Annotated in this window: 8 protein-coding genes; 4 read left to right on the top strand and 4 right to left on the bottom strand. The window is 34.0% G+C overall.

Annotated elements, in window-relative coordinates; genetic code table 11:
* Positions 1-89 precede the first annotated feature (89 nt).
* Complete coding sequence (locus QZZ48_RS12475; RefSeq protein WP_294966382.1) at positions 90-2,411, top strand: hydrogenase small subunit; 2,322 nt, start codon at positions 90-92, stop codon at positions 2,409-2,411.
* A 101-nt stretch (positions 2,412-2,512) separates the two neighbouring features.
* Here the strand turns inward: QZZ48_RS12475 and QZZ48_RS12470 are convergent, their stop codons facing one another.
* The 4 genes from QZZ48_RS12470 to QZZ48_RS12455 are packed head-to-tail and all read right to left on the bottom strand — an operon-like array spanning position 2,513 to position 5,363.
* Positions 2,513-3,067 carry a hypothetical protein gene (locus QZZ48_RS12470; RefSeq protein ID WP_294966380.1) on the bottom strand — a complete coding sequence of 185 codons (555 nt, stop codon included), beginning with the start codon at positions 3,065-3,067 and terminating at the stop codon, positions 2,513-2,515.
* A 10-nt stretch (positions 3,068-3,077) separates the two neighbouring features.
* Complete coding sequence (locus QZZ48_RS12465; protein ID WP_294966378.1) at positions 3,078-3,431, bottom strand: MmcQ/YjbR family DNA-binding protein; 354 nt, start codon at positions 3,429-3,431, stop codon at positions 3,078-3,080.
* The gene (locus QZZ48_RS12460; RefSeq protein WP_294966376.1) at positions 3,428-3,823 is read right to left on the bottom strand and encodes a hypothetical protein; all 396 of its coding nucleotides are present in this window, start codon (positions 3,821-3,823) and stop codon (positions 3,428-3,430) included. The genes QZZ48_RS12465 and QZZ48_RS12460 overlap by 4 nt, the downstream gene beginning before the upstream one ends.
* On the bottom strand, positions 3,813-5,363 hold the full coding sequence (locus tag QZZ48_RS12455) for a SulP family inorganic anion transporter (RefSeq protein ID WP_294966374.1): 1,551 nt from the start codon (positions 5,361-5,363) through the stop codon (positions 3,813-3,815). Before QZZ48_RS12455 ends, QZZ48_RS12460 begins: the two co-directional genes overlap by 11 nt.
* Positions 5,364-5,512: 149 nt before the next feature.
* Here QZZ48_RS12455 and QZZ48_RS12450 point away from each other — a divergent pair, with 149 nt between their 5' ends.
* From QZZ48_RS12450 to QZZ48_RS12440, 3 genes are read left to right on the top strand one after another with little or no spacing between them, the layout of a single operon-like run.
* Positions 5,513-7,210 carry a nickel-dependent hydrogenase large subunit gene (locus QZZ48_RS12450; RefSeq protein ID WP_294966372.1) on the top strand — a complete coding sequence of 566 codons (1,698 nt, stop codon included), beginning with the start codon at positions 5,513-5,515 and terminating at the stop codon, positions 7,208-7,210.
* 12 nt (positions 7,211-7,222) lie between these two features.
* A complete protein-coding gene (locus tag QZZ48_RS12445; RefSeq protein WP_294966370.1) occupies positions 7,223-8,422 on the top strand; it encodes an HAD-IC family P-type ATPase in 1,200 nt (399 codons plus the stop codon).
* Between the two features lie 9 nt (positions 8,423-8,431).
* Positions 8,432-8,695 carry a hypothetical protein gene (locus QZZ48_RS12440; protein ID WP_294966383.1) on the top strand — a complete coding sequence of 88 codons (264 nt, stop codon included), beginning with the start codon at positions 8,432-8,434 and terminating at the stop codon, positions 8,693-8,695.
* Positions 8,696-8,811 lie beyond the last annotated feature (116 nt).

Genomic DNA, 8,811 nt, shown 5'->3' with positions numbered 1-8,811 from the left:
GTATTAATATTTATAGACCCTACTAAATTTAAACCAAAAAGTTCTATAATATATAAAGTTAAAAAAAGTTTATATATTAAGGATTACCTATGAGAATAGTAATCGTTGGTGGTGGCATCTCCGCGGTATATTTAGCAAACAATCTTAAAAAACAAGACGCATCTCTAGAAGTAGTAGTTGTAAGTGAGGAAAAATATCCGCCTTACGATAGGATACATCTTTGTCGTCTTGTAGATAATACAGAAAATGAGCGTGGAATCTCTCTCCCACTTGACCCCACAGTCAAACTTGAACTTAACCAAGCAATAAACAAAATAGACATAGATGCTAAAAGAGTTTTCTCAAATGACTCTATGTTTAGTTATGACAAACTTATTATCGCTACAGGTTCTATCCCCATTACACTTTTTGATATAAAAAATATAAACAACGCAGCAGTATTTAGAAGTGCAGATGATTGTGAGATAATAAAAGATGGGATAAAAGACAGAGAAGTTGTTGTAGTTGGAAGTGGACCAATAGGTTTAGAACTACTAGAGACTCTTAATGAGATGCCAAACATTTCAAATATAACACTTCTCACAAGAGGTAAGCATCTATACTCTAAAGACCTTTCCATAGACTCTATAAAAACCATTGAAGAGTGTTATACAAAAGATGGCAAAATCAAAATATCTTATGAAGATGAGATAGTTGATAAAGTCATTGAAAATTCTGAGATACTTTCACTTCAAACAAAAAAGCTTAATATCAAAAATCCTTTTCTGATCTTTGGTATAGGAATCAAAGCAAATATATCTTCATTTAAAGATGCACTAAAGAGTAAGAGAGCAATACTAACAAATCTTTATATGCAGACACAAGATGCAGATATATATGCAGTCGGTGAGTGTGCTGAAGTAGAAGAGTTTAGTTTTGTAGCTGGACATGTTAAAGAGTGTACTACTCAAGCTGATTGTGCTATCTCTCATATAATCGGTTTAGATAAAAAAGAGTTTGAACTTGGAGTTAGCATAGATATTCTAAAAGTCGATGAATTTGAGCTTATAGAAGTTAGTTCAGCAAGATTTTCTAGTGAGTATGAAAAAGTATTACTTTGCTCAAAAAAAGACAATAGAATAGATGAGTTCTTTTTGAGCGATAATAAACTTACTAGATTTATAGGAATCAACTCAAATGTAGATGTAGGTTATATAGAGTCTCTTATAAAAAGTTGTGAAGAAGTAGATATAAATTATCTGTATCAAAACAGACTTCTTGGACAAAGAGGACGACTTATCTGTGGTTGTGAACATGTTTACCATCAAGACTTAGTAGACATAGTAACTCAAACAGGGATAAGTTCATTTTCTGAGTTGTCAGACTTTTCAGAGGTTGGTAGAGTTTGTGGTAGATGCAAGGTAATGGTACAAGATGTTATAAAAGAGTCTCAGCATCTAATAAAGAAAAATATATCTAAAAAAACTACTCAAGATTTAAAACTACAAAAAGAGATAGCTGATGTCCAAAAACGCATAGATAAGTTCAACACATTAAATCCAAGAAATAAGCTCACGACAGATAATCTAGATGCAGCGATGAACTCTTTAGATATTGCAAAATCAGAAGTAAATAGTTGGGTTTCTATGGTCACAGCAAATATGCAACTACATCCTAACTTTGAGCAGAGTGTAGAAAAAGCAGTTAAGACTCTCAACAAGGTTCCTATTATCTGGTTAGAACTTAGTGACTGTAGTGGAAACTCAGAAGCCTTCATAAAATCTACAAATCCTGCTATCGAAGATATTATATTTGATTACATTTCACTTGATTACCATGAGCTACTAATGAGTGCTAGTGGAGATCAGAGTGAGACAATACTCGAAGATATTATAAATACTCAAAAGGGTGAATATATACTTATAGTTGAGGGTGCAGTTCCTCTTGGTATGGATGGAAAATATCTTCGCATTGGAGCAAAGGGTGAGACAGGTATTGACTTACTTAAAAGATGTGCCAAAGATGCAGCTCTTGTTCTAGCTGTAGGTTCTTGTGCTTTTGATGGTGGAGTAGTTGCTGCTCATCCAAATCCAACTGGAGCAGTTGGAGTTTCTGAAGCTTTGCATCGTGATGACATCATAAATCTCTCAGGTTGTCCGACAAATCCAACAAACATAGTTGGAACACTGCTTTCATATCTTATGTTTGAAGAACTCCCAGCTTTAGATAAGTTTAATCGTCCTTTATGGGCTTACTCTGGACGAGTACATGATGATTGTGAGCGTAGAGGTAATTATGAGCTTGGTGAGTTTGTAAAAGAGTGGGGCGATGAGGGTGCTAAAAAAGGATGGTGTCTTTTTGAGATGGGATGTAAGGGTCCATACACAAATGTAAACTGCCCGACCATGAAGTTCAACGGCGGAACAAGTTAGCCCGTTCAAGCTGGACATGGATGCATGGGCTGTACAGAAATTGGCTTTTTTGATAAGTTTGCTAATGAGAGGAAGTATGAGAAATATAAAAAATAATGTAGTTATTTCCCATCCCAAATAAATACATTGCTATTATTAAATTCTTTAACCCATAATTCACCTGATATCTCAGGTATTAAACTTTTATAACTATCATAATTAAATATTCTGATAGTTTCAAATTCTTTTAATTTATCTGTATTTTTAGTAATATTAAGAATATTTGATGAATTCCTTGCTGGTTCATGAGCATGTATTAACATTCTCTCAGCTTTATCAATCATATCGTTCCATATTTCATTATTAGGTTGCTCTTCATTATCAATAATAAAAAGTCTTCCTACATAAAATTGAATATTTTTAGCATCTTGATTATATTCCCAACCTTCTTGTGAAAGTCTTTTTGCAAAAGTTTGTTGGGCGGCTTTTCCAATATATAATAATACATTATTGCCATATACAGGGTGACTTCCATATGCCTGATAAATTCCATAGTCACGATTTTCTTGATTTAATTCATCAATAAATTTTTCTTCATCATATGTATATTTTCCTTTTACATATCCTATATCATCCAAATTATATGGACCATCCCATTCTAGTCTTATATTTTTCATTCAATATTCCTTATTCTAATAATTGCGCTTTCTCTTTTTTAGTAAGTTTTGAAACCACTAAATCATAAGACTCGTCTATCATGCTAATAAGTACTTCATCTTTCATAGTTCCATCAAGTATTACGCTGTTCCAATGTTTTTTATTCATATGATAACCGGGAATTACACACTCGTAAATATCTCGATAGCCAAGAGCATCTTCTGGTAATGATTTTAGGTTTATTCTTAGTGGTGACTCTTGTATAGATACCAAAGCAAACATCTTATTCATAACTTTAAAGACCATAGTCTTATCATCAAAAGGAAACTCTTTTGTCGAGCCATTTTTTGATATTAAGATTTTTTGTAACTCTTCTAAATTCATCTTTTAGCCTTTAGTTGATTTCTGAGTATTTGTCTCTCTTCATGTTCCATCATAAGTATAAATGTCTGTTTTATATAAGAAGCCATGGCATCTTTTTCTATTTTGGAAAATGTTTTGATTTTTTGAGCTCTTATGTTTTTACCAGAGCCAAAAAGTTGCTCTGTTTTATCTACAAGATTTACACCTTGAAACCAACCAAGGTGCACATAGTCGTCTTTTGTCTTTATATAACAAAATCCTGTTTTGTATTCTTTGCAGTAAAAAGAGGTGATATTTTGAGAGAACTTTTCTATGGCTTTGGTATCTTGGTTTTGTATCTCAGAGATGATAAACTCTCTTACCTTTATAAATAGCTCAGCTTGTTCTGAGTTCATATCTACATCAAATCGCACTTAAAGCCTTTGGCATATCTTCATAAAATGTCACCTTGTCAAAAATGCGTGTTTTATTTAGTCTTAGAAGTAGAGTCTTGTCTTTTTCTTTTGCAACAATGATGACTTTGATATTATCTGGTTGTAGTCTTAAGATGAGGTCTTTTAGTGTAAATATAGCGGTTATATCCATAAATGGCACATCCAGAATATCTATGATAACAACTTTAGTATCTAGAATGGAGTTAGTTTCTCTCTCAAAAGCAGTACTAGAACCAAAGAAAAAAGCACCGTTTATCTTGATGACTCTGACTTTTTTCTCTGCTAGATTATACTGGGCTTCTATATCGTCATGGTGAGTATCAACTAGAGTTATCTTTGCTTCTTTTGTAATTCTATAAACTATAAGTAGAGATGCTAAAACTATACCGACTCCAACTGCCGTGATGAGGTCAATAAAAATAGTTATAAAAAACACAACAAGCATAACGCTTAAATCATTTTTTGGTGAGTCTTTTAAAATAGATAAAAATCTATAGTCTAAGATATCAACACCGACCTTTATAAGGATTCCCGCAAGGATAGCAAGAGGTATTTGAGATGCAAGGGGAGCTAAAAATACAACTATGCCTAAAAGTATAAGAGAGTGAGTGATTCCTGATATTTTATGAGTTCCACCACTTTTTATATTTATAACGGTTCTCATAGTAGCTCCAGCACCCGGAAGTGATCCTGTAAGAGCACAAAGAGCGTTTCCTATACCTTGGCCTATAAGTTCTTTGTTTGGCTTGTGTTTAGTACCTGTAATGGAATCAGCAACTATGGAAGTTAGTAGTGTGTCTATCATTCCCAAAACTGCCAGAGTAAAAGCTAAAGATATAACTGTCGTGTAGTGTTGTAAATCAATAGTTGGCATAATAAATGAAGGTAAAACTGCTGGGATTTCACCAATAGTATCTATATCAAGATTAAAATAAACGCTAATAGGTGTAATAATCACGAGTGCAATAAGTGGATTTGGAATGACCTTAGAAATCTTACTTGGGGTAAAAAACATTATAAGCATAGTAGCAGTTGCAATTATAGAAGCACTTGGGTTTGCATCTAAGATATTTGATGGAAGAGATATAAGTATGTGAACTATGGAAGCATCACTACTAAGACCTAAGTAGGGATTTATCTGTAAGATAATTATGATGATTCCTATACCGCTCATAAAGCCAGAGATTACAGGGTAGGGGATGAACTGAACAAATTTTCCAACTCTTGAGATGCCAAATAGGATTTGAAAGATACCTGCTAGTAAAATGGTTGAGACTATTAAACCTATATCTCCATTTAGACTAATAACTGCCGCGGCAATCACAACGGTCATAGGTCCTGTTGGTCCAGATATTTGGGAAGGAGTTCCTCCAAAAAGTGAAGCAAAAAACCCTAAAATAATAGCGCCATAGATTCCTGCAGTTGCACCTAAACCACTAGCTACGCCAAAGGCAAGTCCCAAGGGTAGAGCAATTACAGCGGCGGTTATACCACCAAGTAGGTTTTGTTTTATATTCACTTTTCTTATCCATTTAATTATGTGAGTATATTATATATTGACTTGCTTTAAAACACATATGAATAAACACAAAATGTGATATTTAAACTTATATAATTTCTAATATGATATTATGTAAGCATTAGTACTTTATGAAATAGAGGTATATAATGAAAAAAATTATTATTGATCCTATTACAAGAATTGAAGGACATTTAAGAGCTGAAGTAGAAGTTGACGATAATGGAGTGGCTCAAGAAGCTTATGTCAGCGGACAGCTTTTTCGTGGAATAGAGATTATACTAAAGGGTCGAGACCCACGAGATGCGGGACTTTTAGCTGGTAGGATTTGTGGAGTCTGTACAAACTCTCACTTTAGAGCTGCAGTTTCATCTGTTGAAGATGCTTACTCTATGAAGATTCCTAAAAATGCTGAAATTATCAGAGACCTAATGGCAATGGTCCTTTTTATTCAAGACCATGTTGTGCATTTTTATCATCTGCATTCACTTGATTTTGTGGATATATCAAGTGCTCTATCTGCAGATGCAAACCTTACATCAAAAGAAGCTCATAAATACTCAGACAAGCCATTTAGAAACTCTCACTCACACTATGAAGAGACTATAACTAAACTACAAAACTTTGTAGATGCAGGGAAACTAGGTCCATTTTCAAATGGATACTGGGGACATAGTGAGTATAAACTCACCTCTGAGCAAAACCTTATACTACTATCTCACTATCTTGAAGCTCTGAAATTTCAAACAAAAATAAGTAAAGCAGTAGCAATATTTGGCGGTAAAACTCCACATCCTCAGAGTATAGTTGTTGGCGGAATCACAAGTGTTGCAGATATGTTAAATCCTGAAAGACTCAATGACTATCTATTTGTTATAAAAGAAGCAAAAGAGTTTATAGACCGAGCATACCTTCCAGATGCAAAGCTCTTAGCATCTGCATATAGAGATGATATAAAAGCTGAAGTTGGTCGTGCAAACGGTAACTTTATGTCAGTTGGCGGTTATGAATTTGAAGGTGAGCAAGAACTATTTAGTAGTGGAATTATATATGGACATGATTTTGAAAATATACAAGAGTTTGATGAAAGTAAAATTACTGAAGAAGTAGACCGTGCTTGGTACAAGGTGAATGGCAAAGCCAGAGAGGGTGCCCTGGGGTGCAAGGGAAGTGAAGTTTGCTATACAGACCTCAATGAAGATGGAAGTTTAAAAACCCAGAACAATGATGATAAATACTCTTGGATAAAAGCTCCTAGATATGATGGCAAGGTTATGGAAACAGGACCTTTGGCTCGTGTTCTTATCAGTTATAAAAAAGAAAATATTCTTATCAAATCTTTCGTAGATGAGTTTTTAAAAGACACTGATCTAGAACTGATTGACCTATCAAGTACAGTTGGGAGAAATGCTACAAGAGCAATTGAGACAGCTTACATCTGTGAGTATATTTTTAAACTTGTATCTAGACTCATTCAAAATGTAAAGTACTATGATACGGATACTTGGACTAAGTATGATTTTAAAAAACTTCCTAAAGATGCAAAGGGTAGAGTCTTCCTTGAAGTACCAAGAGGTACTTTATCGCACTTTGTAAATATTAAAGAGCAAAAAATAGAAAACTTCTCGGTCATCGCTCCTACGACTTGGAATGCAACACCTAAAAACTTTGACGGAGTAAGAGGAGCTTATGAAGCAGCTCTTATTGGTGTTAAGATAAAAGATACTTCAAAACCACTCGAAGTTTTAAGAGTTTTACACTCATTTGACCCATGTCTGGCTTGCGCCGTTCATATTATGGACATGAAAGGAACAGATCTTAGTAGATATAAAATAAATAGTTTATAAGAGGAGTTTAAGATGCAACATCTCATAGGCGAAAATTGGCATAGTATAGAGAGTGAAAAAATAGTTGAACTTTTTGAAAGTGATGTAACAGATGGTTTAGGCTCCTTAAGCATCAAACATCGCGAGGAGTTCTTTGGTAAAAATGCACTTAAAGAGAAAAAACAAGACTCCTATCTTAAAAAGTTTTTGATGCAGTTTCACAATGCGCTTATATATATTTTACTTGGGGCATCTGCTATTACTGCATTTTTACATGAGTGGGTAGATAGTGGAGTAATCTTTGGGGTTGTAATTATAAATGTCATTATTGGTTTTATGCAAGAGGTTAAAGCTCAAGAAGCTATAGAGTCTCTAAAGCAGATGATGTTTACCCAAGCTGTAGTTATAAGAGATAGTAAAAAGATTACTATTGACTCTATTGATCTAGTTCCTGGAGATATTGTCTTGCTTGAGTCTGGCTCAAAGGTTCCTGCTGATATGAGACTTATTGAGATACGGGACTTAAAGGTTGATGAGTCTATGCTTACTGGAGAATCTCTTGCTGTTTTAAAAAATATTTCTACACACTCTGAGAATAGTATTCTCGGTGATAGAAAAAATATGACATACTCAGGTACATTTGTTACTTATGGTCGAGCAAAGGGTATAGTTGTAGCAACTTCTAATCATACTGAACTTGGAAAGATTGCCCATCTTATAGAAAATACGACTGAGATGCAGACACCTCTTACAAAAAAAATATCAGAGTTTTCAAAAGTTTTACTCTATGTAATACTTGCTCTTGCGGCATTAACATTCTTAGTTGGAATACTAAGAGATAAGAGTGCAGTTGATACATTTATGGCATCTGTGGCTCTAGCTGTTGGTGCTATCCCTGAAGGTTTACCAGCTGCGGTTACTATTACACTTGCTATTGGTGTTAGTAGAATGGCTAGTAAAAATGCAATCATAAGAAAACTACCGGCAGTTGAAACACTTGGAAGTGTGACAACAATCTGTTCGGACAAGACAGGAACTCTAACTCAAAACAAGATGAGAGTTACAAATATTTTTTGTGGAGCTGAGTCTTATGAGGTAACTGGAAATGGTTATGAACCAAAGGGCGATATTTTAAAAGATGGAGAAAAACTCAACTCTTTTAATAATAATCTAAATGAAGTTTTAAAAGCTGGATATCTTTGTAATGAGTCATATTTAGTGAGAAAAGAGTGACATTACGCGATTAATGGTGATCCAACTGAAGGTGCATTGATAGTTAGTTCAATGAAATGTGGATGGGATGAACATAAGTTAAATAAGTCATATCCAAGAGTTGATATATTACCATTTGAATCTGATAGACAATTTATGGCTACTATTAATACAGATGCTAATAGTAATGAAAATTATATTTATCTAAAAGGCTATATAGAAGTGCTTTCACCTCTTTACGATACCAGTGGTAACAGTTTTTGTCTCCTAGGGTCTAAATTATTATCAGCTTGATAATAGACTTCATTTGGAGTTTTAGACTTAATTAAAAATATGGGGGTTTGAAAACCCTTGCAAACTTCTGTATATTGGTAAGAAACCAAGGTATTTCTATAATGGATTATAAAAAA

It is taken from the genome of Sulfurimonas sp., assembly GCF_016744025.1.
Taxonomy (GTDB): Bacteria; Campylobacterota; Campylobacteria; order Campylobacterales; family Sulfurimonadaceae; genus Sulfurimonas.
The sequence above is the reverse complement of the archived record's forward strand: the minus strand, read 5'-3'. Positions and strand labels throughout refer to the sequence as shown.

Coding starts and splice junctions, on each gene's coding strand:
- QZZ48_RS12470 (WP_294966380.1), bottom strand. CDS start 3,067: ATGAAAAATATAAGACTAGAATGGGATGGTCCATATAATTTGGATGAT.
- QZZ48_RS12465 (WP_294966378.1), bottom strand. CDS start 3,431: ATGAATTTAGAAGAGTTACAAAAAATCTTAATATCAAAAAATGGCTCG.
- QZZ48_RS12450 (WP_294966372.1), top strand. CDS start 5,513: ATGAAAAAAATTATTATTGATCCTATTACAAGAATTGAAGGACATTTA.
- QZZ48_RS12445 (WP_294966370.1), top strand. CDS start 7,223: ATGCAACATCTCATAGGCGAAAATTGGCATAGTATAGAGAGTGAAAAA.
- QZZ48_RS12475 (WP_294966382.1), top strand. CDS start 90: ATGAGAATAGTAATCGTTGGTGGTGGCATCTCCGCGGTATATTTAGCA.